The 25,182-nt window shown below is 64.2% G+C and carries 20 protein-coding genes and 1 pseudogene; 14 read left to right on the forward strand and 7 right to left on the reverse strand.

The annotated features are described in order from the left end of the window. Positions 1 to 10: 10 nt before the first annotated feature. From bcsG to NA29_RS10790, 3 genes are all read left to right on the forward strand, one after another. Complete coding sequence (bcsG, locus tag NA29_RS10780; RefSeq protein WP_039398085.1) at positions 11 to 1,651, forward strand: cellulose biosynthesis protein BcsG; 1,641 nt, start codon at positions 11 to 13, stop codon at positions 1,649 to 1,651. 115 nt (positions 1,652 to 1,766) lie between these two features. Further along, on the forward strand, positions 1,767 to 2,765 hold the full coding sequence (locus NA29_RS10785; RefSeq protein WP_039398087.1) for an aldo/keto reductase: 999 nt from the start codon (positions 1,767 to 1,769) through the stop codon (positions 2,763 to 2,765). A 247-nt stretch (positions 2,766 to 3,012) separates the two neighbouring features. After that, on the forward strand, positions 3,013 to 3,951 hold the full coding sequence (locus NA29_RS10790; RefSeq protein ID WP_039398089.1) for a universal stress protein: 939 nt from the start codon (positions 3,013 to 3,015) through the stop codon (positions 3,949 to 3,951). A 38-nt stretch (positions 3,952 to 3,989) separates the two neighbouring features. Here the strand turns inward: NA29_RS10790 and NA29_RS10795 are convergent, their stop codons facing one another. Next, positions 3,990 to 5,240 (reverse strand): NAD(P)/FAD-dependent oxidoreductase, encoded by a 1,251-nt coding sequence (locus tag NA29_RS10795; RefSeq protein ID WP_039398091.1) that lies wholly within the window; start codon positions 5,238 to 5,240, stop codon positions 3,990 to 3,992. Positions 5,241 to 5,588: 348 nt separating this feature from the next. On the opposite strand from NA29_RS10795, the gene NA29_RS10800 reads away from it, so the two are divergent. Further along, positions 5,589 to 6,845, forward strand: coding sequence for an MFS transporter (locus tag NA29_RS10800; RefSeq protein WP_084103638.1), 1,257 nt, complete (start codon positions 5,589 to 5,591; stop codon positions 6,843 to 6,845). A 70-nt stretch (positions 6,846 to 6,915) separates the two neighbouring features. Here NA29_RS10800 and NA29_RS10805 read toward each other — a convergent pair whose 3' ends face one another. The 4 genes from NA29_RS10805 to NA29_RS10820 are packed head-to-tail and all read right to left on the reverse strand — an operon-like array spanning position 6,916 to position 13,482. Then, complete coding sequence (locus tag NA29_RS10805; RefSeq protein WP_072633253.1) at positions 6,916 to 7,566, reverse strand: TetR/AcrR family transcriptional regulator; 651 nt, start codon at positions 7,564 to 7,566, stop codon at positions 6,916 to 6,918. Next, positions 7,563 to 9,080: an efflux transporter outer membrane subunit gene (locus NA29_RS10810; protein ID WP_039398093.1), complete on the reverse strand. Its 1,518-nt coding sequence runs from the start codon at positions 9,078 to 9,080 to the stop codon at positions 7,563 to 7,565. Before NA29_RS10810 ends, NA29_RS10805 begins: the two co-directional genes overlap by 4 nt. Further along, on the reverse strand, positions 9,077 to 12,286 hold the full coding sequence (locus tag NA29_RS10815; protein WP_039398095.1) for an efflux RND transporter permease subunit: 3,210 nt from the start codon (positions 12,284 to 12,286) through the stop codon (positions 9,077 to 9,079). Before NA29_RS10815 ends, NA29_RS10810 begins: the two co-directional genes overlap by 4 nt. Then, a complete protein-coding gene (locus tag NA29_RS10820; protein WP_052253239.1) occupies positions 12,283 to 13,482 on the reverse strand; it encodes an efflux RND transporter periplasmic adaptor subunit in 1,200 nt (399 codons plus the stop codon). Before NA29_RS10820 ends, NA29_RS10815 begins: the two co-directional genes overlap by 4 nt. Positions 13,483 to 14,176: 694 nt before the next feature. On the opposite strand from NA29_RS10820, the gene phbB reads away from it, so the two are divergent. Both phbB and NA29_RS10830 read left to right on the forward strand, forming a co-directional pair. Continuing rightward, positions 14,177 to 14,920: an acetoacetyl-CoA reductase gene (gene phbB, locus NA29_RS10825; RefSeq protein ID WP_052252829.1), complete on the forward strand. Its 744-nt coding sequence runs from the start codon at positions 14,177 to 14,179 to the stop codon at positions 14,918 to 14,920. Positions 14,921 to 14,962: 42 nt separating this feature from the next. Then, entirely contained in the window at positions 14,963 to 15,553 is a 591-nt protein-coding gene (locus NA29_RS10830) for a hypothetical protein (RefSeq protein WP_039398100.1), read from the forward strand. On the opposite strand, the gene NA29_RS10835 is transcribed toward NA29_RS10830, so the two are convergent. After that, positions 15,535 to 17,391 carry a PHA/PHB synthase family protein gene (locus NA29_RS10835; RefSeq protein WP_084103640.1) on the reverse strand — a complete coding sequence of 619 codons (1,857 nt, stop codon included), beginning with the start codon at positions 17,389 to 17,391 and terminating at the stop codon, positions 15,535 to 15,537. The genes NA29_RS10830 and NA29_RS10835 overlap by 19 nt on opposite strands. On the opposite strand from NA29_RS10835, the gene NA29_RS26040 reads away from it, so the two are divergent. Continuing rightward, complete coding sequence (locus NA29_RS26040) at positions 17,273 to 17,590, forward strand: hypothetical protein (RefSeq protein ID WP_167370880.1); 318 nt, start codon at positions 17,273 to 17,275, stop codon at positions 17,588 to 17,590. The two genes, NA29_RS10835 and NA29_RS26040, sit on opposite strands and share 119 nt — an antisense overlap. Before the next feature lie 65 nt (positions 17,591 to 17,655). Here the strand turns inward: NA29_RS26040 and NA29_RS10845 are convergent, their stop codons facing one another. Further along, the gene (locus NA29_RS10845; protein ID WP_039398104.1) at positions 17,656 to 18,348 is read right to left on the reverse strand and encodes a phosphatase PAP2 family protein; all 693 of its coding nucleotides are present in this window, start codon (positions 18,346 to 18,348) and stop codon (positions 17,656 to 17,658) included. Positions 18,349 to 18,547: 199 nt separating this feature from the next. On the opposite strand from NA29_RS10845, the gene NA29_RS10850 reads away from it, so the two are divergent. From NA29_RS10850 to NA29_RS26090, 7 genes and pseudogenes are all read left to right on the forward strand, one after another. After that, on the forward strand, positions 18,548 to 19,699 hold the full coding sequence (locus NA29_RS10850; protein WP_052252830.1) for an acyltransferase family protein: 1,152 nt from the start codon (positions 18,548 to 18,550) through the stop codon (positions 19,697 to 19,699). 124 nt (positions 19,700 to 19,823) lie between these two features. Next, entirely contained in the window at positions 19,824 to 20,816 is a 993-nt protein-coding gene (locus tag NA29_RS10855; RefSeq protein WP_039398106.1) for a sensor domain-containing diguanylate cyclase, read from the forward strand. Positions 20,817 to 20,987: 171 nt separating this feature from the next. Beyond that, complete coding sequence (locus NA29_RS10860) at positions 20,988 to 21,911, forward strand: M23 family metallopeptidase (protein ID WP_084103642.1); 924 nt, start codon at positions 20,988 to 20,990, stop codon at positions 21,909 to 21,911. Positions 21,912 to 22,055: 144 nt separating this feature from the next. Then, positions 22,056 to 23,041 (forward strand): annotated as a pseudogene (locus NA29_RS10865) (metallophosphoesterase family protein). Between the two features lie 14 nt (positions 23,042 to 23,055). Beyond that, positions 23,056 to 23,457 carry a cupredoxin domain-containing protein gene (locus NA29_RS10870; RefSeq protein WP_224786764.1) on the forward strand — a complete coding sequence of 134 codons (402 nt, stop codon included), beginning with the start codon at positions 23,056 to 23,058 and terminating at the stop codon, positions 23,455 to 23,457. A 160-nt stretch (positions 23,458 to 23,617) separates the two neighbouring features. Continuing rightward, a complete protein-coding gene (locus NA29_RS10875; protein WP_052252834.1) occupies positions 23,618 to 24,295 on the forward strand; it encodes an RNA polymerase sigma factor in 678 nt (225 codons plus the stop codon). Continuing rightward, positions 24,288 to 25,169, forward strand: a complete 882-nt coding sequence (locus NA29_RS26090; protein ID WP_174555905.1) for an anti-sigma factor family protein — start codon at positions 24,288 to 24,290, stop codon at positions 25,167 to 25,169. Before NA29_RS10875 ends, NA29_RS26090 begins: the two co-directional genes overlap by 8 nt. The last annotated feature ends 13 nt before the right edge of the window (positions 25,170 to 25,182 follow it).

A 25,182-nucleotide genomic window follows, 5' to 3' on the forward strand; every position in this document is an offset into this window, starting at 1 on the left:
AAACCATACGATGGGTATCTGGAACCTCTATTTCATTCTGAAGCTGCTGCTGCTGTGGGCGGGCATCCTCGGCTTTCACGTGCTGCCGAACTTCGTCTTCGCGCTGTTCCTCGTGGTGCGGCTGCGCCCGCGCTGGGCGCGTATCGCGCGGCAGGTCATCGCCATCCCGCTCGGTGCGGCGCTGCTTTACTACGACTCGAATTTGCCGCCGTTCGGACGCTTCATCGAACAATTGCCCGCGCTTCTGCAGTTCCGCTTCTCATACATCGTCGAACTGCTCGGCCGGTTCGTGCCGGCGCGCGACTGGTTGCTGCTCGCGATCATGGTGCTGGCTTACTGGATCGTGAATCGCTGGGTGCGCGTGACGACGTTCGTCCTGCTGGCGTTGCTGATCGTGCCGGGGGTGCTGCGTGTCGGCACGCTTGTCTCCGTCGCGCCGGTCGTGGCCGCGCAGGGCGATAAGACGGCCCTGGCTTCGGGTGCCGCGACGGGGGCACCCGCAGCAGGTGCCGCCAGCGGCGGCAGCGAATTCCTGACGGGCGACGGCGAGGTGCCGCCAGGTGCGAACCCGAACGCAGCGCTTAACAGCTTCTATTCGCGCGAACTCACCCGTTCCGTCTCGTTGCCCGCGCAGGCGGGGGCAGGTCCGGACTACGACATCATCTTCCTTCACATCTGCTCGCTCGCGCAGGACGACCTCGATGTCGACAACCTCGATAACCTGCCGTTGCTCGCGAAGTTCGATTTCATCTTCAAGAACTTCAACTCGGCTGCCAGCTATAGCGGCCCGGCGGCAATTCGCGTGCTGCGTGCCGGTTGCGGGCAGCCGGAGCACAAGGCGCTGTACGACCCGGCAGGCCCGCAGTGCTATGTCATGAGCGATCTGAAGAACCTCGGTTTCACGCCGACGCTCGCAATGAACCACGACGGTCACTTCGACAACTTCATGCAGGAAGTGCAGCAGAACTTCAACGTGCAGGGCGTCACGCCCTTCGACAACACGCGTACCCGCGTGGCGATGCGCGCGTTCGACGAGACGCCGATCCGCTCGGACGGCGACGTGCTGCAATCGTGGTGGAAGCAGCGCACGGCCATGCCGGACAAGCGCGTGGCGCTTTACTACAACACGATCTCACTGCACGACGGCAACCGTCTGGAAGGCTCGAAGCTCAGCAGCGTGCAGAGCTATCCGTTGCGCGCGAAGACGATGTTCGACGACTTCGGTCAGTTCATCGACACCATTGCGAAGTCGGGACGTAAGGCGGTCGTCGTATTCGTGCCGGAGCACGGCGCAGCACTACGCGGAAGCAAGCTGCAGATCTCCGGCATGCGTGAGATCCCGCTGCCTGAGATTACGCACGTGCCTGTGGCGGTGAAGCTCGTCGGCTTCGGCGACGGGGCCGCCGCGTCGCACGGCACGCCGGTGACGATCTCCACACCCACGAGCTATCTGGCGATGATGACGCTCATCTCGCATCTGATCGCCAACAACCCGTTTGCGGGCACGCCGGATCTGGCGCAGTACGCCAACGATCTGCCGCAGACGGCCTTTGTATCGGCCAACGAGCAGACGACCGTCATGAAGTACGGCGGCAAGATGATGATCCGCGGCGCGGATGGCGTCTGGCTCGATCTGAAGTCGCTGGAATAGTGCACGAAGCGCGCGCGTCGCGTGAGCGTTGGGCGGCGCACGCGTTTTCCCGGAATCGCGCATACTGTGCACCTTGTCCGCCACGCTGACTGATTCGAAACCTCCGGGAGTTACCGTGCAATACACGAAATTCGGCCGCACCGGCCTGACCGTTTCCCGCCTGTGCCTGGGCACCATGACGTTCGGTCTGCAAACCGAAGAAGCCGCGAGCCACGCCATTCTCGACCGCACCGCAGAGGCGGGCGTCAACTTCATCGATCTCGCCGACGTCTATCCGCTGGGGGCCGACAATTCGCTCGTCGGCCGTACCGAAGAAGTGGTGGGTCGCTGGCTCAAAGGCCGTCGCGATCAGTTCATTGTGGCGACGAAGGCGTGCGGGCAGATGGGGCCGTCGCCGTGGGACAAGGGGGCGTCGCGCAAGCACTTGCTGAGCGCCATCGACGCGTCGCTCAACCGCATCGGCACCGATTACGTCGACCTGTATCAACTGCATTCGGACGACACCGACACGCCCATCGACGAAACGCTCGAAGCGCTCGACACCATCGTGAAGTCGGGCAAGGCCCGTTACGTCGGCGTGTCGAACTACCTCGCGTATCGTCTGGCACGTGCGTTGGGCCGCGCCGACGTACTGCGTGTCGCGCGTTTCGTGTCGGTCCAGCCGCGCTACAACCTGCTGTTCCGTCAGATCGAACGGGAACTGCTGCCGCTGGCGAGCGAAGAAGGGCTGGCTGTCATCCCCTACAACCCCCTCGCAGGCGGACTGCTGACCGGCAAGTACCGCCACGATGCGGCGCCGACCGAAGGCCGCTTCACGTCGGCCACGGTGGGCAAGGCAGGCGCGATGTACCAGCAACGCTACTGGCATGAGCGCGAATTCGAGACCATCGAAGCGCTCAAGGGCATTGCGAAGGACGCAGGCGAGTCGCTCACGCGTCTGTCCCTCGCGTGGGTGCTGGCGAACCCGACCGTGACCTCGGCGATCATCGGCGCAAGCCGTGTCGAGCAACTGACCGAGACGCTGGGCACCATCGACTACACGCTGCCGCCGGAGCTCAAGGCAAAGCTCGACGACGCGTCGCACGCTTATCGCTGGGGCGACGCCGCACGCTGAGCCGCCGCCGCACGCTTCGTCGCACTCTGACGCCACAGGTCCGCTATGTCGGGCCTGTGGCGTTTTTGCGTTGCGTCAAAGGAAGCGAAGTCCACTGCCCAATCCGGCCGTGAACGGTGCACGGAGGGTGGCCTTCGCGCCCTATCGAGCGGTATAGTGGAAGCGTCGTGCAAGGTTCGTCAGATGAAACATCGGGATGGCTGGACACGCGCATGGCAATCCTTCGACTCTCAACGCGAGGCTGCTCATGACAAAACGCATTCTGCTGGCGACCGACGGTAGCGAGTCGTCACGCCGCGCATTGCGCGAGGCTGCTGCCTTTGCGCGTCACGGTGACGCGATTCGCGTCATTCACACCGTGGAAGACCCCGTCAATCTGCTGACGGCCGCCTTCGGCAAACTCATCGATCTGGAACAGGTGCGTCGCGACATGCAGCGCGAAGGCGAAGAACATCTCGCACGGGCGGTGCTGTACTTGCGCGAAGAAGGCTTCGACGCGCAGGCGCATTTGCTCGACTTGCGCACGACGGGCGAAACCGTGCCCGAAGCGATGACGCGCGAAGCCATCGAGTGGGCGGCGGACATCATCGTCGTCGGGACGCACGGGCGCAGTGGCGTGCGCCGCGCGATGCTCGGCAGCGTCGCGGAACAGATCCTGCGCAGCGCGGAAGTGCCGGTGATGCTCGTGGCGGGCGAGGCGCGCCCGCATCAGCCGCTGCGTGCGGGCGGCCATTACGAACGTATTCTCGTCGCGCTCGACGACAGCGAGACGTCGCGGCTCGCCTTCGAATATGCGTTGGCGCTCGCGCGCACGCATGGCGCGTCGCTGCGGGTGGTGCACGTGCTCGACCTGCCGGGACCGTTCCTCGCAGGTTTCGATCCGGAGCCGTTGCTCGATGCCGTGCGCGCCGTGGCCGAACAGGTGCGAATCTGGGCGCACAAGCGCATGAAAGAGGCGGAAGTACCGGGCGAAATCGAGATGCGGGAAATTCAGCCGGTGGGTGAGGGCGTGGCGGATCAGATCATCGCTGCGGGGCGCGATGCCGACGTCGACCTGATCGTGCTCGGTACGCACGGGCGACGTGGATTTCGGCGCTTTACGCTAGGCAGCGTGGCCGAAGATACGGCCCGTCATGCGGGCCGTCCGGTGCTGCTGTTGCCTGCACACGCGCCATCCGCCAAATAAGGCTGACGGCGCGCGGTCGATGGCAAGTTTCGACGCAATTAGCCGAGCTCAGTCAGCAACGTCTTGAGCGGCGTGGCGGCATCGGCAAGACGCGCCGGATCGACCACCGCACGGCGGCCGACGAGTTCACGCGCCGTCATGAATTCCTGCGCGCGGTTGATGCTCGCAGCGGCCACGATCGCGCCATCGCGCAGATAGAACAGCATGAAGACGGCGGCGCCCTGTGCATCGGGCAAACGGCGTTCGATCACGGCGTCGTGGCCATCGGTCATGCCGACCATCTGCAACTTCGCGTTGAACTGATCCGACCAGAACCACGGGGCAGTTGCGACGGCCTTCGGTGCGTCGCCATGCACCACGCTGGCGGCAACCTTTGCCATTTCGCTGGCGCTCGGTACCGATTCCAGCCGGATGCGACGACCGAGTGCCGGGTGTTCGTGATGGGCGCAATCGCCCACGGCAAGAATCGCCGGATCGCTGGTGCGGGCGAATTGGTCGACGACGATGCCGTTGTCCACGCTCAGACCGGCGGCTTGCGCGAGTTCGACGTTCGGGATCAGACCGATGCCGACGACGACCACGTCCGCTTCCAGACGCTTCTCACCGGCCACCACGGCCACCACATTGCCTGCGGCATCCTGTTCGAGGGCGGTGACGCCCACGCCCACCTGAACGTCCACACCGTTCTCGCGGTGTAGCGTTGCGAAGAAGCCTGCGAGATCTGCTTCGGCCACGCGGGCGAGCAGACGCGGGGCAGCTTCGAGCACCGTCACCGAAGCGCCTGCCTTGACGGCGCTCGCCGCCACTTCCAGACCGATGTAACCGCCCCCGACGACCACAACACGCTTGCCCGGCGCGAGCGCTTCACGCAGGCGCTGCGCGTCGGCGATGTTGCGCAGGTAGTAGACGTTGGACGCGTCGCCGCCGGGAATCGGCAGGGGACGCACACGGCCGCCGAGCGCAAGCACAAGGTGGTCGTAACCGAGCGTCTGGCCGTCGTCGAACGAGACGGTGCGCGCCGTGCGGTCGATGGCAGTTGCGCTCACGCCGAGGCGCACGTCGATCTCGGCTTTCTCATAGGCGTCGGCCGGGCGGATCAGCAGACTGGCTTCGTCGGCCTGACCGGCGAGGAATGCTTTCGAGAGGGGCGGACGGCGATACGGCAGATGCGTTTCGTTGCCAGCGAGCACGATGCGGCCGGTGTAGCCGAGCTGACGCAGCGCGAGGGCGGTTTCGCCGCCGGCTTGACCGGCGCCGAGAATGACGGTGGTGGAGGTGGCTTCGGACATGGAGTTGGAGGCGTAGGAAGCTTGAACAAAGCGAGTGAATTTGGCCGCCAGTGTAATGCATCGGCGCCGTCAAAGCGTCTCGGATACCGTCAGATGGCGCTTGTGTCTCTCGATCTGGCGCATCCGGGCACATGGTGCAGCAAGTCGCGCAGCGGGCGGAAGCCGCGCTTTTCGCTTGCCCGGCACACGGGTTTGGTCAGGCAAAACCCCCGTCGGAACCCTTTTCGTTCCGCGGTGTTCGAGCATCCATGCGGGCTGTGGGCCGGTCTTGGACTCGCTTGCATGATGGTCGGTTTTCAGGCGTAGAGTGATTTCGTCGCGCAACATTGCCGCCGATGGAGGGACACCATGGCCTGGACCAGAGAACAGAAGCATGTGGTAACGGCAAGCTATCTTGGGTGGACGCTCGACGCGTTCGATTTCTTTCTGATGGTGTTCGTGCTCAAGGACATCGCAAAGGAGTTCAATACCGAGCTGGGCAGCGTGGCGTTCGCGCTGTTGCTCACGCTGGCGATGCGCCCGGTCGGCGCGTTCGTCTTCGGTCGACTGGGCGACAAAGTCGGACGCCGCCCGGCCATGATGGCAAGCGTGCTGCTGTACGCGTTGCTTGAGCTGGCCTCCGGCTTTGCGCCAAGTCTCACCGTCCTGCTGATCCTGCGCGCGCTCTTTGGTATCGCGATGGGCGGCGAATGGGGGGTGGGTGCGGCGCTCACGATGGAGAGCGTGCCGACGCACTCGCGCGGCATTGTCTCCGGGCTGTTGCAGGCGGGATATCCGAGCGGGTATCTGCTGGCGTCAGTCGTCTATGGGCTCTTCTACGACAGCATCGGCTGGCGCGGTATGTTCTTCGTCGGCGTGCTTCCGGCGTTGCTTGTGCTCTACATCCGACGGCACGTGCCCGAGTCGCCCGCCTGGCGCAAGGGCAAGACGACCCGTGCTGCGCCACGCGCCAACTTCATGCAGGTGCTGTCGCGCGACTGGAAGCTGGCGTTGTACGCCATCGTGTTGATGACAGCCTTTAACTTCTTCTCTCATGGCACACAAGATCTGTATCCGACCTTCCTGCAAGTGCAGCATAAGTTCGATACTCACACGGTGAGCTGGATCGCCATTACGTACAACATTGGCGCCATCATTGGCGGTCTGTTCTTCGGTGCGATTTCGGAGAAGATCGGACGCCGCCGGGCCATCATCATTGCGTCGCTGATCGCGCTACCGGTGCTGCCGTTGTGGGCGTTTTCCAGCGGTGCGGTGCTGCTGGCGATCGGTGCGTTCCTCATGCAGATTTCGGTGCAGGGGGCATGGGGCGTGATTCCTGCGCACCTCAATGAGCTGTCTCCCGACGAAATTCGCGCCACGTTCCCGGGGCTTGTCTACCAGCTGGGCAATCTGTTCGCGTCGGTCAACGGGAATTTGCAGACGACCATCGCGAAGGCGCACGACGGCAACTTCGGACTGGCGATGGCGCTTGTGGCCGGGACGGTCGCGGTGGTGATCGCCGTCATGATCTACTTTGGACGCGAGCGGCGCGGTGTGGTGTTGGGCACAGGTGCCGATACCCCGCAGGCAGGGGTGATGCCGCCCGGCGCATCGATGTCGCACTAGCGCGATAGCGATAGGTGTGCGCTGCAGATGACGACACCGGCGGGCACCGCATCAATATTCGACCGTCGGTTCATTCGTCCGCTCGTGGCGGCGTGAAGAAGACCATCTCGACCTGCTTGAGCAACGCCGGCCCGAACGCCTCACCGCCGACCTCAGGCGCAATGACCTGCATGAGCACCGGCGAGCCGGGGGGCGGATGCAGCGCATGGGCGAGTACGCAGAAATACATCGCGGGATGCTCGGCGCGAATCACACCTGCGGCCATCCCCTCCACGATGAGCTTTTCCATGCAGTTGTAGACGGGTTCGAGGAGGTGGCGATAGAGAATCGCGCCACGCTCGCCCGTCTCGGACGCATGCAGCGAAATGAAGCACTTGTGTTCGGGGTGCTGCACCGCGTAGGCCGCGATGAGCCCGATGGCGTCGCGAAGGCGGTCTCTGACCGGGCGCGTTTCGTCGACCGAAATCGCACGGAGCATTTCGACGGGCGCGGCCAGCGCGGCTTCGAGCGTATCGACGCAAGCGCGCCATAGCTGTTCCTTCGAGCCGAAGTGCACGCGCACAAGACTCGCGTCGACCTTGGCGGCCGCAGCGATACCGCGCAGGTTAGCGCCGTCGTAGCCGAGGTGCGAGAAGGCGTCGATGGCCGCGTCGAGCAAGGCGGCGCGGCCATCGGGGAGGTGTTTGGGGCGTCGGCCCCGGGTCGTGGTTCGGGTGGTCATCGTCTGGCTACGTCTTGCGACGGGGCCGGTTGTGCCGCAGCCGGGGCTTGCGCCGGGGCGGCGTCGGCGGGCTCGGGCGGCACGCCCATCGCGTAAAACAGTAGCGCAGTATCCGACAAACGCGCACCGGTTGCACGCACCGTCGTCAGGTAGGCGTTCCAATACTGCTGTTCGCGCCCGCGTGCGGACGACACCGGCAAAGCCCCCAGACGCACCCGTGCCGCCGTATCGCGATAGATCTGCTCGGCGGCCGCACTGGCGCTGTCTGCGTGCAACAGCGACGTATTGTCGGCTTCGAGCGACGCCAGCGTGTCCGCCACGTTCTTGAACGCCGTCAGCACGGTCTGCTTGTACTGTTCGACGGCCGCCTCGTACGTCGCCTGTGCCGCGCGACGCTGCGCAAGCAATGCGCCGCCGTGGAAGATCGGCTGCGAGATCGATGCCGCGATGCTCCACAGCGACCCGGCGTTGGACATCACCGTCGGCCAGTTGAAGCCGCCTTTGCCCATCGATGCACTGAGCGACAAGCTCGGGAACATCTGCGCGGTCGCCACGCCCACCTCCGCCGAAGCCGCCTTGAGCGCCATCTCCGCCGCCTGAATGTCGGGGCGCGATTGCAGCAGCGTCGAGGGCACGACCACCGGCACGGTGCGCGGCACCTTCAGCTCTCCGAGCGCCAGATCGTCCGGCGCCTGATCGGGCGTACGGCCGAGCAGGACGGCGAGCGCATGGCGCGTCGATTGCCACTGCGCACGCAACCCCGGTAGCGACGCGGCCAGCGATTCGGCATTCTGGGCAGACGCCAGCGCATCGGCACGCGACACCGCGCCGAGCGCTTCGCGCCGGGCCATATCGGTGGCATCCGCCTGCGCCAGTTCGACCAGTCGCTCGGTCGCCTTGACCTGTGCGCCGAGCACCGACGCGCCAATCGCACCGGAGACGATGTTCGCCGCGAGCGCCTGACGCGCCGATTCCAGCTGGAAGGCCTGCTGATCGACTTGCGCGGCGAGCGACGCATTGGCGAAGCGCGACGCTCCGAAGAAGTCGAACGTATAGCGCGCCTGAATCTGTCCGACGAACATGTTGTACAGCGCCGTTGGCGGACGGATGTTCGGAATGCCGAGATTGCGCTCGCGGGCCACTTCCCCACCAAGGTCGATGGAAGGGAACAGCGACGAGCCGATCTGCGCCTTCAATTGCTCGCGCGCTGCTTGCAGTGCATGGTCGGACGTCGCCAGATTCGGACTGTTGCGCAGGCCTTCGTCGACCAGTGCGTTGAGTTTGTCCGACTCGTAGGCTTGCCACCAGGCCTTCACCGGCGGTGCGCCCACGTCGAAGCGTTGCGAAGCCCCCTGCGCCGTGACCGTGCGCTCGGGCAGGGCGTTCGCGCCGTAGTGCGACGGCGACGGCATTGCGGGCGGTTTGTCGCCTGGCGTGAATGAGCAGGCGCTCAGCCAGATCATGGGGACGAGCGGGGCGCACCGCAGGGCGCGCGAAACGATGCGCGAAGTCATGAGCGGTCTCCTTGCGGACTGCCGGACGATGCCCGCGACGGATGATCGGCACGTTCGTCGTGACGCACACGGAACGCCGTCGCATACAACGCTGGCAGGAAGAACACGGTAAGAATGGTCGCGCTGGTGATGCCGCCCATGAGCGCCGTCGCCATCGGTCCGAAGAAGTTACTGCGCAGCAGCGGAATCAGGGCAAGCACGGCGGCAGCAGCGGTGAGCGTAATCGGACGGAAGCGTCGCACTGTCGCACTGACGATGGCGTCGAAGCGCGGGTGTCCGGCCGAGACGTCCTGTTCGATCTGGTCGACCAGAATCACCGAGTTACGCATGATGATCCCGAACATGGCGATCACACCGAGCATCGCGACGAAACCGAACGGTTTGCCAAACAGCAGCAGTGTTGCGACGACCCCGATCATGCCGAGCGGCGCGGTCAGCACCACCAGCATGGTGCGCGCGAAGCTCTGCAACTGAATCATCAGCAGCGTGAGCACCGCGATCACCATGATCGGCATTTGCGCGTTGATCGACGCCTGACCCTTACCCGACTCTTCGACCGATCCGCCGATCTCGATGCGATAGCCGACAGGCAGCGCCTTGCGAATATCGCCGAGCTTCTTGTAGACGGCTTCGGTCACGTCGATGCCTTGCTTGCCTGCACGCACGTCGGAGCGCACGGTGATGGTCGGCTGACGATCGCGCTCCCAGATCACGCCGTATTCCAGTTCGTCCACCACACGGCCGAGTGTGGCGAGTGGCACCGGGCCGTTGGGCGTGGGCATGGCCAGCGTTGCGAGCTTCGCCGGGTCCACGCGTTCGGCCTTCGGCGAGCGCAGCGTGATCGAGATCAGCTTGTCGCGTTCGCGGTACTGACTGATGTCGTAGCCCGTGAGCGTCATGGCGATGAAGTTCGCGATGTCCGACGAACTGACGTTCAACGCACGCGCTTTCTGCTGATCCACTTCGAAGCGTACCGAGCGTTGCGACGGCTCGTCCCAGTCGAACTGGACGTCGACGGTATCGCCGTTGTTGCGCATTACGTCCGCCACTTGCTCGGAGATCTTACGCACCGTGCCGATGTCGTCGCCGCTCACGCGGAACTGCACCGGGAAGCCGACCGGCGGCCCGTTCTCAAGGCGTGACAGACGGGTGCGCACGCCCGGCATGCTCTCGCGCAGCTTCGGTTCGAGCCACTGCGCGAGCGCCTCGCGCTCTTCCACCGACTTGGCGGTGATCACGAGCTGCGCGAAGTTCGGCGTGGGCAGTTGCTGGTCGAGTGGCAGATAGAAGCGGGGCGCACCGGTGCCCACGAAGCTCACCGTGTGATCGATCTCCTTGCGGCCTTCGAGCAGCTTTTCGAGGCGCTCCGTCTCGCGCAGCGTGGCCTGATACGACGCGCCTTCCTGCAGGCGCAAGTCCACCATCAGTTCAGGCCGGTCGGAACTTGGGAAGAACTGCTGCGGCACGAGCGAGAAGCCTGCCATTGCGATCAGGAACAGCACGACGGTGATGACGAGCACGATGAACTTGCGCTCGATGCACCACGTGAGCCAGCCGCGCAGACGGTTGTAGAACTTCGTGTCGTAGACCTCGTGCTCGTGATCGTCGCCATGATGCGCTTCGCGCGGGCGCTCCGGGAGCATCTTGTAGCCGAGCAGCGGAATGAGCACCACGGCTGCGAGCCACGACGCGAGCAGGGCAATCGCCGAGACTTCGAAGATCGAGCGGGTGTATTCGCCGGTGCTCGACTTGGCGAGCGCGATCGGCAGGAAGCCGGAGACAGTCACGAGCGTGCCGGTGAGCATCGGGAACGCGGTGCTGGTGTACGCGAACGCGGCGGCGCGCTTGCGATCCCAGCCCTGCGCGAGCTTCACCGCCATCATTTCGACGGCGATGATCGCATCGTCCACCAACAAACCGAGCGCGAGAATCAGCGTGCCGAGCGAGACTTTGTGCAGCCCGATGTCGAAGATGTACATGAACAGCGACGTGACGGCGAGCACGACCGGAATCGAAATCACCACCACCATGCCCGTGCGGAAGCCGAGCGAGACGAGGCTCACGACCAGCACGATAGCGACGGCTTCGGCCACGGCTTCGAGGAAGTCGTCGACCGAGTGCGACACGGACTGCGACATGCTCGCGACTTCCGTCAGCTTCAACCCGGCAGGCAACTGCGCGCGCAACTCGCCCATGGTGTTCTCGAGCGCTTTGCCGAGGTGAATGACGTCCTGTCCCTTTTGCATCGTGATACCGATGCCGAGCACCGGCTTGCCGCCAAAGCGCATTTCCGAGACGGGCGGATCGACATAGCCACGCTTGATCGTCGCAATGTCACCGAGACGGAACGTGCGATTGTTCACGCGGATGAGCGTGTCGGCGAGTTCGGCGACGTTGCGGTACTGGCCGCTCGGGCGCACGACCACGCGATCGTTAGGCGCTTCGATGGTGCCTGCCGGTGAGACGGCGTTCTGCCCGTTGACGGCCTGCGCGATCTGATTCGGCGAAATGCCGAGGCGCGTGAGTTGCGTGTTGCTGATTTCGACGTAGATGCGCTGATCCTGATCGCCGAAGTAATCGACCTTTGCCACGCCGGGCACGCGCAACAGCACGGTGCGTAACGCGTCGGCGTAGTCACGCAACTGGGCGGGGCCGAAGCCATCGCCTTCGAGTGTGAAGATGTGCGTGTAGACGTCGCCGAACTCGTCGTTAAAGAACGGTCCCTGCACGCCTTGTGGCAGCGTGTAGGCGATGTCGCCCACCTTTTTGCGAACCTGATACCACTCTTCGGGTACCTCGTTGGGCGGCGCGGAATCCTTCATCGAGAAGAACAACAGGGACTCGCCGGGGCGCGAATAGCTGCGCTGGAAGTCGATGTTGGGCATCTCCTGAAGCTTGCGTGCGATGCGGTCGGTGACTTGCTCCTGCACCTGCTTGGCGGTCGCGCCCGGCCAGAACGTGCGAATCACCATCACGCGGAAGGTGAACGGCGGATCCTCCGATTGCGCGAGACGCGAGTAGGCCAGAATGCCGAAGATCGTCGCCATCGCGATCAGGAAGATCACGAGCGACTTGTGACGAAGCGCCCACGCGGAGAGGTTGAAATGCCCCTCCTCGTGACGATAGTCCTTCGGTGCATCGGTGGGGGCGGCTGGACCCGTTTGCGGATCCTGGGGTACGGGCGGCTTCCCGTCCAGCGTGCTCATGACGCGAAGTCCTCAGGATGCAGCGGCGCGACCACGCGCACTTTCTGGCCGGCGGTCACGGTGTGCACGCCTTGCCAGACGATGCGCTCGCCGGGCTCGATGCCCCCCGCGACCGTGACGGTGCGCTCGCCATAGCGAACGATCGTTACACGGCGCAGAGCGAGCGTGTCGTCCTGCTTGACGACCCATACGGCAGGTTGATTGCCATCGTGGAAGAGTGCGGTAGAGGGCAGGGTGATCGGTTGCGCGGTGGCGGCCGTCGCGCCGGATGCCGCCGCCGGTGCCGACGCATTCGCCACGGGGGCAGCGCCTGTCGGAAGCGGCTGGGCGAAGGCGACGTTGGCCGTCATGCCGAGTTTGACTTCGTTGCCTGGCGACAGCAGCGAAAGCTTCGCGCGATACGTGCGGCTCATTGGATCGGCAGCGGGCGAAATTTCGCGCACGCGTGCCTGCCACGTCTTGCCAGGAATCGCGGGGAGAGAAACCGTGGCCGTCTGTCCGATGCGGAACGCGCCGAGCGCGACTTCGGGGACGTCGGCAATCACATCGACGTCACCCGTCCAGGCCAGCTGATATACCGGTTGACCGGCGCTGACGTTCTGTCCGGTGTCGGCTTGCTCCGCGGTGATGACGCCGTCGCGGTCCGCCTTGAGATTGCCGTAGCTCAACTGGTCACCGGCGAGGGCTGCCTGTTGCGTGGCCTGATTGCGCTGCGCGAGGGCGCTGGCATACGCGTTCTCGGACTGTTCGAGCTGCGCGGGGGCGATCAGGTTCTCGCGCGCCTGCGCGCGGTCGCGGTTGACCGTTTGCGTCGCGTAATCGAGTTGATGCTGCGCGGCGTCGAGCTGCGCACGCGCGCTGGCGGCATTCTTCGACAAGTCGGCGGGGTCGAGTCTGGCGACGACCTGACCCGCCTTGACGGCGTCGCCAAGGCGCACCGAGCGATCGACGATCTTGCCTGCCACGCGGAACGACAACGGCGTGGTGTAACGCGCTTCGATCTGCGCGGGCAGCGATGCAATCGGCGTTTGTTCGGTGAGCTTCGCGGCGACGGCGACGACCGGTCGCGGCGGCGGCTCCGGCGGCGCCTTGCGTGAGCAGGCAGCTAACGCGGCGGCGGCAATCGTGGTGATGGCGACAGCCAGCACGAGCCGGCGTCGGGGGGCGTTATCCGCAGTATCGGGCAGAAAGGGCATCATGCGCTCGTGACCCACAAAATAGGAATTCGGGTAAGAAAAACAACGAGTTACGACGACTTCAACGACGTGATCGCAATGATGGTGTCCGCCCCGAGGACGGTCGTCTTCGCGCGATCAGGAAAAAATCTACGGGCGATGATATATGGATTGCCGGTGCGCTGCAACGGCCACGAAGGGGCTCGACGCATACCCCTGTGACTATCGATAGGGGCGGGCCATTGGATTGTTGTTGACGAGGTGCGAATGACCAACCAACAAATTATTTTGGAGTACGATGCCTGACAGGCGTACCCGCAAGAGCGTACGCGAATGAGGTGCCAGCAGATCGTCATATTGCATGCAATCGACGCGGTGACGACGCATGCTGGCGCGCATGTCAGAAAGGCTACTCTCCGGGACAAATTGTCACAACCGAGGAACGTTGTCACGCGCATCGAGTCGCACTCGGGCCAGTTGCAATGACTGGCGACATCGCGGCGTTGACACCCGGCAGTTCACAACAAGAGCAGCACAGGAGGTCGATGCCGGCAGCGCGCTTTTCGATGCTGACGGTGCCGAGTGTTGCTGCGGCTTGACCAGGGTCAAGCGAAGTCTTTGCCGGGGTGTCGATTGCCACAGCAAGTCGGTCGTTCGCGACTATGCTGGATGTATCCGAAGTTTAACGATAGACGTTAACCAGAGACGGATAGCCATGACAACACGAACAGCATTGGTGACAGGCGGCATGGGCGGTTTGGGCGAGGCGATCAGCCTGCGTCTTGCCGATGCCGGATACCGCGTTGCGGTCACCTGTTCACCCCAAAATCACGATTGCGAAGGATGGGTCGAGCGCATGCGCGCAACCGGCCGCGACTTCGCCGCATATCGTGTCGACGTTGCCGACTTCGCGTCCTGCGAGGCTTGTGCAAAGACCGTCGAATCGGACTCCGGTCCGGTGGACATTCTCATCAACAATGCGGGGATTACGCGCGATGCCACGATGCGCAAGATGACGGCCGAAGACTGGCAGTCGGTATTGCGCACGGATCTGGATAGCGTTTTCAATATGACCCGGCCGCTTTTTGGCGGCATGGTCGCGCGTGGCTGGGGACGCATCGTCAACATCTCCTCAGTCAATGGCAGTCGCGGGGCATTCGGCCAGGCAAACTATGCGGCGGCCAAAGCAGGTATGCATGGCTTCACCAAGTCGCTCGCGCTGGAAGTCGCCAAATCGGGCGTGACGGTCAACACGATCTCGCCGGGCTATCTCGCGACGAAGATGGTCACGGCCGTGCCGCAAGACGTGCTCGAATCGCGCATTCTTCCGCAGATTCCGGTCGGCCGACTCGGTCGTCCCGACGAAGTGGCTGCGCTCGTCGCCTTTCTTGTGTCGGACGACGCAGGTTTCATCACCGGCAGTAACCTCGCCATCAACGGCGGCATGCATATGGAGTGACGTGCAGCGACGCATCAAAACTACTGACTTAGGAGATTGACGATGTCAAAGGAAACGAATCCGGCACTGGCGCTGGTCAAACTGGGTACGGCGAGCGCGCTGGGTGCTTACGGGATTCTGCTTGAAGCCGCGCAACGCACGCATCAGTTGCAAGTCGAGCGCGACGGCGAGTTGCTCAAAGCCCATTCGGAAGCCGCCAAATCGCTGGGCGGCGCGAAAGACTTCAACGGCCTGCTGACGGCCCATCTGCAACTGCTCAATGGCCAGATCGCTCAGCAGAACGAGTTCTGGCGCGAGTGGCTGGCCGTGTGTGCGAACAACCAGTTGCTGTGGGCGGAGCATTGCCGCAAGACTGGCGAGGAGCTGCAGCACGGCATGGCGGGCGCAATGACGCTGCCCGATCTGATCGGTGCGGGCACGGCCGCCGGTGCAGCAACGCAAGCGGCCGAGGCGCCGTTGCAGAAGTGGTTCCAGGCGTTCAACGAGGCGACGCAGGGCACGATGGACGCGTGGCGTCGCATGTCGACGGAGGCCGTCCAGGCGACCGAAGCCGCGGTTTCGCAGCAGTCGCCGCTTAACGGTCGCGTGCCGCCCAAGCGCGGCGGCAGCCACGCTCAGCGTTCGAGCACGTAAGCACCGGGCGCGTCGCCGAGCGAAGTCGCCGGCGGCCAGGGGGCTGCGACGGGTTTGTCGCCGCCCCCGTGCTTGCCTTGCGCCAGCAGCCACGCCTGCCATGCTGGCCACCATGAGCTTTGCATAGCGGGTGTCGCGCCGAACCATTCATCCGGATCGCGATAGGCCGAACCGGCCACGCGCGTGGCGATCCGGTGATGGCTGCGTGCGTGTCCCGGCTCGCACACCACCCCCACGTTGTGCCCGCCCGAGACGAGCGCGAATGTCAGATCGCCGTGGTTCAGCAGGTGCATTTTGTAGACCGAGCGCCACGGCGAAATGTGATCGCGCTCGGTCGCCACGACGAACATCGGTACGCGAATATCCGAGAGTGCCACCGGTTGACCACCGATTTTGAGTGTGCCGGTCGCCAGCGCGTTGTTTAAATACAGTTCGCGCAGACATTGACTGTGCAGGCGTGCCGGAATGCGGGTGGTGTCGGCATTCCAGACGGTGAAGTCGGTCGTCTGTGCCGCTTCGCCGAGCAGGTAGTCGTGCATGAGACGCGACCAGATCAGGTCGCGCGAATTGAGCAACTGGAAGGTACCTGCAAGTTGCTCTCCACCGATGAATCCTTGCCGCCACATCATCGCTTCGAGATACGCGACCTGACTCGCGTCGATGAACAGGCCCAACTCTCCCGGCTCGCTGAAGTCCGTTTGCGCGGCGAGCAAAGTGACGCTGGCGAGCGTGCCGACATCGTCCACTTTGCGCGTTGTTTGCCCTGACGGGCCGGCGGCGCCCGATTGACGCGCGAGCGTCGCCGCAGCGATGGCGAGCAGGGTGCCCCCGAGACAATAGCCGCAGGCGTGCACGGGCACGTCGCCGGTCATGCGACGCACTTCGCGCAGGGCGGTCAGCAGGCCCGACTCCAGATAGTCTTCGAGACCCCCGTCACGATCTTCCGGACCGGGGTTGTGCCAGGAAATCATGAAGACGCTATGGCCTTGCGATACCAGATAGGCCACCAGCGAATGTTGCGTTTCCAGATCGAGGATGTAGTACTTCAGCAGCCACGACGGCGCGATCAGTATGGGTTCACGCCAGGTCTGCGCCTGCGCAGGCGCATATTGCAGAAGTTCGAAGAAAGCGTTTCGGTAGACGACCTTGCCCGGCGTGGCGGCGATTTCGTGTCCGACGCGAAACGCCTTGCACGCCTCGGGGCCTGCGCCGGGGGCGTTGCCTGCCGCCATATCGCGCAGATCCGACCACCAGCGTTGTGCACCTTTAACGAGGTTCTGACCTTGCGTCTCGCGAATCGACGAGAGCACTTCGGGGTTCGCCCACCACTGATTGCTGGGTGAAAAGACGTCGAGCCACTGCCGCGCCATGAACCGTACGACATCCCGATGGTGCGGGTCGACACCGGGAATGTCGCCGGTCATCTCGTCGACGAATGCCTGCGTGCGCAGGAATCGCTCCCGCCACCAGGAGAACGGCGGCTTGTCCCATGACGGATCGCGAAAGCGCCGGTCGGCCTCGCGGGGACCATTGACGTTCGTCGCATCGGTGCTTGCGGGCTTGTCGATGGCGGCGAACGCTTTGAACACGTTCAACTGATGGCCGGGCGCGGTCGCCGCGTGCATTGCCCAGTCGGCCCATGCCAGGGCGACGGCGGCGGGCGAGACGTTGCCGGTGAAACGGGCAGTCGTCGCTATTGCGGCGCGATCGAGATGATCTGTGAACGTCGTGAGTGGCGGGGCCGAGGGGGACGAGGGCGCTTCCGATGGCTTCGAATCGGGCGTCGCTGGCGTCGCCTTGTGCGTCACCGAGGGACCGACAGTCGTCCCACTGGGCATCGTCCGACGCGTTGGTGGGTTGGCCGTCTTCGGCGCACCGCGAGACCTCGACGCGGTGGATGAAGCCGGTGGCGGCGGCACTTCCGCCGTGGTACGGGGCTTGCTGGATCGGGAAGTCGTGGAGCGGGACGTCTTGTCACTGCGAGCAGGCATGGCGGACTCCGTTCGGTCGCACGACGTGGGTCGTGCGTTTCACTGAATATAACGCACGCCACGTATGACTACTCTGATCTACGACAAGTTGCGCCCGCGCGCAGCGACTGCCTAACGCACTGAGGCAGGGCTCGGCGTGGGAAGCGCGGGCGTCATCGGTGTCACCGGTGTCGCCGGTGCGGGCAAGGGCTTGTGGGCCAGCCAGCTATAGCGTTTGAAGGGCTGTTCGCGGCCCGACATGATGAGCGCGATGTCGGTGATCCAGCGTTGCGTCGGCACACTCTCGCCGTGCAGCCACATCATGAGCATGAACAGACTCGCGCCCATGGGCAGCGTCTTCAGATTAGGCGCATCGTCGCCGCGCGTGTACCACGCGAATGCCGCACAGACCGAGAAGCCGACGACACAGCCCGCAATCGACTCCGAGACCGAATGCGCCGACAGCGCCACCCGTGAGACGCCCACGGCCACGCTCCCGGCAGCCGCGAGCAACGTGCCGAGTACCCGCCACGGCCATGGCAGCTTGCTCAGCAGTAGCCACGCAATGACCGGATAGACGGTCGCGGCAAAAAACGTATGGCCGCTCACGCCGGTGAAATCGATTTCGCGAACGCCAAGCCCCCAGCCGAGGAACATGACCTTCGAGACGGCTACGACGAGCGAGCCCGCGCCAAACAGCGCAATCCAGGCGAAGGCGGCGTGCCACGCGCGTGCGCAGAGCAACCAGAGGATGAGGGCGGCGGCCAGCGGCACCGTGACGGCAGCGCTACCGAAATCGGTAATGGTGATCCAGAAGTTAGACATGACTGCGGAATGACGGCCCGGGAGCAGGGCGCTCCGGGCGAAAGCGCTATCTTACGCGTGCCGCCGTGACGAAACCAAATTGTCATGTGGCGGCGCGATATGCCCCCGGTGACCCCGTCGAATTCGATGGGGTGTCACCGGGACAACGGCATAGTACGATGTCTGCGGTGTGACCCCCCGCACACCTTCCGGAGTTCTCATGGCTTTACCCCCGGCGCAAGCGCCTGCGCTGCGCGCGCGCAACGATGGCATCGACCTGCTGCGCGGCTTGTCCATCCTGTTCGTGGTCGTTCACCACCTCGCCCTGAAGTTTCGTCTGCCGCTCGGCCCGAGTTTGTTGGGCGATGTGTTGCCCGAGCGCATCGTCAAGGGCATCAGTTTCAACGGTTACGAAGCCGTGTTTGTCTTCTTCGTGATTTCCGGTTTTGTGATTACGCGTCGTTCGCTGGAACGCTACGGTTCCCTCGACGCCATGCGCTGGCGTCACTTCTACGCGCTGCGCGCCGTTCGCATCTTCCCGTTACTGCTTTTGCTGCTGAGCGTGCTCTCGGTGATGCACCTGCTCGGCGTGCCGACGTTCGTGATCAACAAGCCGGGGCAGTCGCTCGCCGGTGCCCTGACGTCGGCGCTCACGATGACCCTCAACTGGTACGAAGGCCGCACGAACTGGTTGCCGGGCGGATGGGACGTGCTCTGGTCTCTCTCCATCGAAGAGTGCTTCTATCTGGCGTTCCCATTGCTCTGTCTGTTGCTGCGCGGCCCATGGCGCGTGCTCGCGCTCGTGGCGCTTGCCGTCTCGTTACCGTGGACGCGCGCGGCGCTGGCGGGCAATGAGATCTGGCAGGAGAAGGCATATCTTCCGGGCATGGCGGCGATTGCGTGGGGCGTGCTCACGGCATTGCTGATGCAACGTGTGACGCTCCCGCGCGGTGTTGCCCGAGGCCTTGGCGCGCTAGGCGTGGCGGGGTTGCTTGCCGTCGTTTTTTTCAACGACGTGTTGTGGCCGCGCCTGCACGACCACGTCATGTTGCTGCTGTGTCTGAGTGCGGCGCTGTGGCTCGCCGCCGCACATGGCGCCACGCGCGCGGTACCGCGCGGCTTCGGCTGGCTCACGCAAATGGGCCGCTGGAGTTACGAGATTTACCTCAGTCACATGTTCGTCGTGCTGGCCGTGACGCCAGCGTATCGTGCGCTCGCGGGCGACGACATGCGCTGGAGCTTCCTCGTCTACGTGCCCGCGCTCGTCGTCTGCACGCTGCTCGGCGGCGCGCTGCACCGGCATGTGAGCGGACCCGCCGCACGGCGCCTGCTGCCACGTCAGCCAGGCGTGACGCCAGCCGCTGCGTTGTGATTTGTTGACGCTTGAGGCACTGCACCAGCCGTTTTGAAGTGAACTTCCAACGCGCGATGGTACATTTCGGGTTCACGCTTTTTGAAGAACAGGATAGGTCGTGAGCCAAAATGCCGTCGCCGTTATGCCCGAAAGCAATACGCTTTTGGAGATCGTCAAAGCGCAGACCGAAATTGCCAAACTCGGCCTGGATCTCGGCGGCGTGATGGACTTTGTGACGGAGCGGGTGCAGCATCTGACGCAAGCGAATGGGGCGGTGGTGGAGCTGGCCGAGGGCGACGACATGGTGTATCGGGCGGCGTCCGGTGTCGCCACCAACCTGTTGGGCATGCGGCTGTCGCGCGATGGCTCGCTCTCGGGCCAGTGCGTGAAGACGGGCGAGATCCTGCGCTGCGACGATTCCGAGACCGATCCGCGCGTCGACCGCGAGGCCTGCCGCAAGGTCGGTCTGCGCTCGATGATCGTCACACCGCTCAAGCATCTGGACACGACCGTCGGTGTGCTCAAGGTTTTCGCGCCCGACCCGTTGGCGTTCCCCGATGCCGACGTCCGCACGCTCGAACTGATGAGCGAACTGATTGCGGCGGCGATGTTCCATGCAGCGCGCTTCGAGACGAGTCAGCTCTATTTGCAAGCCACGCACGACGCGCTCACCGGCCTGCCCAATCGCGCGTTGTTCTACGACCGCTTGCGACAGGCCGTGCATCTGGCGCTGCGTTCGTCGTCGCGGCTGGGCATTCTGAACATCGATATGGACGGGCTCAAGCCCATCAACGACCGCTACGGCCATCGTGCGGGCGACGCCGCCATTCGCGCCGCCGCCGAGCGTATGAACGCCACGGCGCGACGTTCGGATACGATCGCCCGCGTGGGTGGCGACGAGTTCGGCATGATCCTGTGCGGTATTCACTCGCGTGAAGACGCCGAGGCGCACAGCCAGCGACTGGCTCAGGAAGTAGGCGCGCCGTTCGAATTCGAAGGCAAGCCGCTCGAACTGGGAGTGAGCGTCGGCATTGCCATGCTGCCTGATGACGGCACAGATATGACGCAACTGATGGATCACGCCGACGAGGCGATGTACGCCATCAAGCGCACGCGTCCCGGCACGCGACGCTGACCTGCCCGGCGACGCCACCTCCGGCGCTCGCCTACCTCAGTGCATCGCGTTGAGGAAAATCCCAGTTTCCGGGGTTTTGGCCGCAACTTGCGGTTATTTTGAGTCTTTTCCTATCTAATAGCGTCACATCGCCCCGTAGACTGCGTCGTCTCCGACTGAGTTTCTCGAGCGATGTCTTTCTCTACTCCTTTCGTTTGGTGCATGCGCGCCGCGTTGGGCAACGCCGCGCAGAGCCAGCGAGGGCAGGGCGAGTGCGCCCGCCCGCCCGGGGCTGCCGTCGCTGTTGCCTTCGGACTTTGGCTGATCGCGCCGCTGTCGGCGCTGGCTGCTGCAGACGGGCTGCTGCAGGCGCATCCGCGACTAACCACGGTGCCGTTGTTTGTTCTCGAAGCGCCCGTGTCGATGGTGTCGAAGGCGTCACGTGGTCAATTCGGCAGCGGCACGAGCGGCACCAGCGCGCCGCACGCTCCTATGCTCGTATCGGCGGTCGGCCCGTGGATGCCGCCGGGGCTGGCACGTCCGGGTTTGTTTTCCCAGCCGACAAACATCCGCCCGTCAGCACAGACCAAGTCGTTTGTCATGCCGGTCGCCGGGGGGCGCATCACGTCTGAATTCGGCATGCGACGCCATCCGGTCCGTCGGGTGTCGCACAGTCACACCGGCGTCGACTTCGCTGCCCCCGTCGGCACGCCGGTACGCGCGGCCGCCGATGGCGAAGTGAAGTTCATCGGGTTCCAGCAATACGGCTATGGGCGGTACATCGTGATCTCACACCGGTACGGGAGCGAGACGCTCTACGCGCATTTATCCGCTGTCGTTGAGGGCCTTCGCGTAGGCGACACCGTCGCGACTGGCGAGCGGATCGGTGCTATCGGACGAACGGGAACTGCTACAGGGCCTCATCTGCATTTCGAATTGCGTCGAAACGGAAATCCGGTCGATCCGGGGCCGCTGTTGCGCCAGCGCGTGGCAGATGCCGAGGGCGTCGGTAACGAGTACCAAAAGACAGTGCTGGACGTCTCTCCGGGCGCGCCGACCTGGGTGACTTATGGCCGTGCCGGCGTGCTTCCCCGCTGGAACTACTCACCGCTCTGACCCCAGCTTCGAAGTTCGTCTATTTGCAACGTCGCTCAGGCGATCGGGAATAAATCGTCGGGTGCGCCGGTATTACAGATAACGGCGCGCTCGAAACCCCGTCATGGTGACGAACCGGGCGCCCCCATTCTGCGGAGGTGTGCCATGAGCGATCGGGATCCGAAGGACGATGGGAAAGACGTAGTCGACGCGCCAGCGATGTCGCGTCGTCGTGCGATGGCCTGTCTGGCGTGGGCTGGGGCGGGGATCTTATGGACGCTCGATGGCGGCGTGCCACGTGGCCTCCCGCTGGCGACGATGCTGGGCGGCACGACGGCCTCCGCTGCCGGGAATCCGTTGTCCGGCACGCTTTCGTTCGTGCAGATCAGCGATAGCCACATCGGCTTTAACAAGGCCCCCAACCCCGATCCGGCCGCCACGCTGCAATCCGCCATCGAGCGCATTCGCAGTGCCTCGCAGCGGCCCGCGTTCATGCTGCACACCGGCGATGTCAGTCATCTTTCCCGGGCCGAAGAGTTCGATACCGCGCAGCAGATCGTGAATGGCGCAGGTCTCGAGACCCACTACGTCCCGGGCGAGCATGATGTCATTGGCGACGACGGGCGCGCCTTCTTCAGCCGCTTTTCCCCCGCAGCGGGGGCAATGGCTGGTACAGCTTCGACCAGCAGGGCGTACATTTCATTGCGCTTGTGAACGTCCTCAATCTCAAGGCGGGTGGCATGGGCTACCTCGGCGACACGCAGCTCGACTGGCTCGCCGCCGATCTCAAGGGACGGTCCCGCAGCACGCCGCTCGTCGTGTTCACCCACATGCCGCTCTGGTCCGTCTATCCCGCGTGGGGATGGGGGACAGACGACGGCGACCGTGCGCTTGCGTTGCTGCGTCCGTTCGGATCGGTGACGGTGCTCAATGGCCACATCCATCAGGTATTGCAAAAGGTCGAAGGCAACGTGCGATTGCAGACGGCGATGTCGACGGCGTTTCCGCAGCCTGCGCCGGGTGACGGCCCGGGGCCAGGACCGTTGAAGGTCGACGCATCGCAACTGCGGCAGACGTTGGGGATTCGCCGCGTGGATTTCACCTCGCTGGACGGTGCGCCGCTGTTGGGCGACACCACGCTGGCGTCATGACCTGGAGTGCCGCCATGAAATCGTCTTCTTCGTCTCCTTCTTGTCCTTCTTCTCGCCTGAGTCCGCATGCCGCGCAACGTCGCACGCTGCTGGCAGGTCTCTCGATCGCAGCGACCGGTATGCTCGTGCTCGCTGGGCGAGCCGAGGCCGCCGCGGCCACAGATCCGGGCGCAGTCCACATCGATAACTTCACCTTTTCGCCCGCGACGCTCACCGTCAAAGCTGGCACGCGCGTGACGTGGACCAATCGCGACGACGAGCCGCACACCGTCACGAGTTCGTCGAACCCTCGCACGTTTGCATCCGGTGCACTCGATACCGACGGCACGTTCGCGTTCACCTTCGACAAGCCGGGAACGTACCCGTACTACTGTGCGATTCATCCCCATATGACGGGGGTGATCGTCGTGAAATGACCGTTCGCGCGAGCAGATGTGATTCAATGAGCCCACTGACGTTGTTTGCGCACGCCTGTGACGATCAACGCGATGTCGTTCGCGATGTAGTTCACGGTGTCGCGCGCAGCGTCAGTCCGACTCACGCGGGCACGGTGTTGTCCGATCTCGGGAGATCCCGGTGACCGATGCGCATACCCCCGGCGCTCATGCGTCAGGACGATTCGAAGCGCTGGCCTTGCCGCATCTCGATGCGGCCTACAACCTCGCGCGCTGGCTCTCGGGCAGCGCAAGCGATGCAGATGACATCGTGCAGGAGGCCTATCTGCGCGCGCTGCGCTTTTTCGACGGCTTTCGTGGCGAGAACGCGAGAGCCTGGCTGCTGGCCATCGTGCGCAATACATGGATGACCGAGTGGCGACGCCGGTCCGATGCCGCCGACGGCACCCCGTTCGACGAAGCCATGCACGGTTTGCACGAGGCGGATCGACTGCCGGGCTGGGACGACGCGTCACCCGGCGATCCGGAAATGCTGGCCGTGCGCCGCGATGAATGTGCGCTGGTGCGCGAAGCGCTCGCGAGCTTGCCTGTCGTATTCCGCGAAGTGCTGGTTCTGCGTGAGATGGAGGATATGAGTTACCGGGAAATCGAGACGATCGTCGGCGTACCTGCGGGCACGGTCATGTCGCGGCTCGCACGCGGCAGACAGATGCTTGCGGCGGCATTGCGCGCGGCGCAAGCGAGTGGGGCGGACGCGTCATCGTCTTCCGCGTCTTCTTCGTCTTCCTCATCTGCGCAAGTGACACGCCTGACGCGCTTGCCGCTCGATGGCACGACTCGGGGAGGACGCGATGAGTAAGCGTGACAATGGGCATGAAAACGAGCGTGACGACATGCACGACGATCCTAAAGACCCGCCGACGACAAGCGAAACAACCACGCTGGGCAAGATGCTGCGCGACGGCTCGTTGCATCACACGGCGCCGCAAGCGTTGCGCGAACGGCTCCGTGACGAGTTGGCGAATGCCGAGCGTCGTGCCATCGCGCAGGAGACGGTGAGTGCATCGTCCTCGTCCGACGTTCAGCGCGAACCCATGCGAGATGTAACGCGGGATGTGAAGCAGGAGGTAAAGCAGGAAGCGAAGCCGCAAACCGGACCCGCGAAGCCCGTCAGGGAAGCCGCGTGGGGGCCGAGTCTTGCGCCGTGGCTGTTCGGTGGCGCGGGCGGTGCGATGCTTGGCGGGCTGGCGGTGGCGATGGCGCTGCTCGTGGCGCGTCCGCCTGCGCCCGCGCAGGCGCCCGAACCGGCAGCTCAGACTGGCTTGCAGCCGCAGGAGATTGTGTCGAGTCACGTGCGCGCGCTGTTGTCGCAGCATCCGCTCGACGTGATCTCGACGGACCAGCATACGGTCAAGCCGTGGTTTAACGGACGCCTCGATTACGCACCGCCGGTCGTCGATCTGGCTGACAAGGGATTCCCGCTCGCGGGCGGACGTCTGGACTACGTCGGCGGTCGCACGGTGTCCGTGCTCATCTATCACACCGACAAGCATCCGATCGATGTCTACGTGTTTCCGGCACGCGACAAGGCGTCCGCTGCGCCCATGATCACCGGAAGCGACGGCTATGCGATTGCTCGCTGGCGACGCAACGGCATGACGTACTGGGCGATCACCGACGCGGAACCGTCGCATCTGCGTGTCTTCGTGGAGGCGTTGCAGGCGGCGACCTGATATCGTGACGGCT

Source organism: Pandoraea sputorum (assembly GCF_000814845.2).
GTDB classification, from domain to species: domain Bacteria; phylum Pseudomonadota; class Gammaproteobacteria; order Burkholderiales; family Burkholderiaceae; genus Pandoraea; species Pandoraea sputorum.